This is a genomic window from Marinobacter iranensis (assembly GCF_029207565.1).
GTDB classification, from domain to species: Bacteria; Pseudomonadota; Gammaproteobacteria; order Pseudomonadales; family Oleiphilaceae; genus Marinobacter; species Marinobacter iranensis.
The window spans coordinates 1-1240 of record NZ_JANCMW010000032.1 but is presented as its reverse complement, the minus strand read 5'-3'; the positions used below and the strand labels follow the sequence as shown (position 1 = coordinate 1240).

General features: G+C 54.6%; 1 protein-coding gene. It reads right to left on the bottom strand.

Translation table 11 applies throughout. The features are described from left to right. Nucleotides 1-10: 10 nt before the first annotated feature. A protein-coding gene (locus NLU14_RS21295; protein WP_275710400.1) for an IS3 family transposase occupies nucleotides 11-1173 on the bottom strand; the annotation gives its coding sequence in 2 pieces (ribosomal slippage) (nucleotides 11-918 and nucleotides 918-1173; 1164 coding nt in all). Nucleotides 1174-1240 lie beyond the last annotated feature (67 nt).

Below are 1240 nucleotides of genomic sequence, written 5' to 3'. Positions count from 1 at the left end.
GTTGTAGTGGTCAACTAATCCCGGACAGTATTTTAAGGTTTTCCTCAGCCGCAACCGGCGAAATGCCGTCGTTGAATGCGTGAGGTCGTTGCCGGTTGTAGTATTCCATCAGATAGCCACCAACATCTTTTTTAGCCTCAGGTAGGTTCCGGTATCCCAAGGCCGGTATCCACTCAGATTTCAGACTCCGGAACAGTCTCTCCATCGGTGCGTTGTCCCAGCAGTTGCCACGTCGGCTCATGCTTTGTGTCATTCGATAGCGCCAGAGCCTCTGGCGGAACTTACGGCTGGCATACTGGCTTCCCTGATCCGAGTGGAACATGACCTTCTCTGGCCGACCACGCTGTTCCCAGGCGTGATCCAGAGCTTTTACAACCAGGTCCGCATCCGGACTGGATGACATCGCCCAACCAACAACGCGTCGGGCATACAGATCCAGCACGACAGCCAGATAACTCCACCGCTGGCCGCTCCATACATAGGTGATGTCACCACACCACGCCTGATTGGGCTGGTCTACCGTAAACTCACGAGCCAGATGGTTCGGAATATCCGGCCGCTCAACGGTGGCCTGCTTGTAAGCATGAGGGCCTGGCTGCTTACAGATTAGCCCCAGCTCACTCATCAGTCTTCGAACCTTGAAGCGGCCGATGACAACGCCTTCTTCACTGAGCAGGCCTTTGATTGTCCGGCTTCCGGCGGAACTGCGGCTCTTGGTAAACAGGCGGTTTACCTGAGCCTTCAGGGCCAAACGCTCCACATCCACATGGTTTCGCCGTTGACGGTACTCGTAATAGCTGGAACGACTGATATCAAACGCATTGCAGACCATTTCAACGGGCATTCGCTCACTCAACTGGTCTATCAGCGCGTACGATTCATGTCGTCCGACATCAAGAGAGCGGTAGCCTTTTTTAGTATGTCTTTCTCCTGCTCAAGGCGCTTGCAGCGGGCTTCCAGCTCCTGAATACGGCGCTGCTCCGGGGTTAACGCCTTGCCCTTCGGGGTGACACCGTCACGCTCCTCGGTCAGTTGGTTAACCCAGCGCCGGATAGCGCTTTCACCAATTCCCAGGGACACGCTCGCCTGGGGAATCGTGTAACCTTGATCCAGCACCAAGCTGGCTGCTTCCTGTTTGAACTCAGGAGAAAAAGAACGTCGCTTTCTGGTCATCAGACACCTCGTTTATGGTGGTGATATTACCACCTACGTTGGTGTCCGGAATCATTGAACCACTACA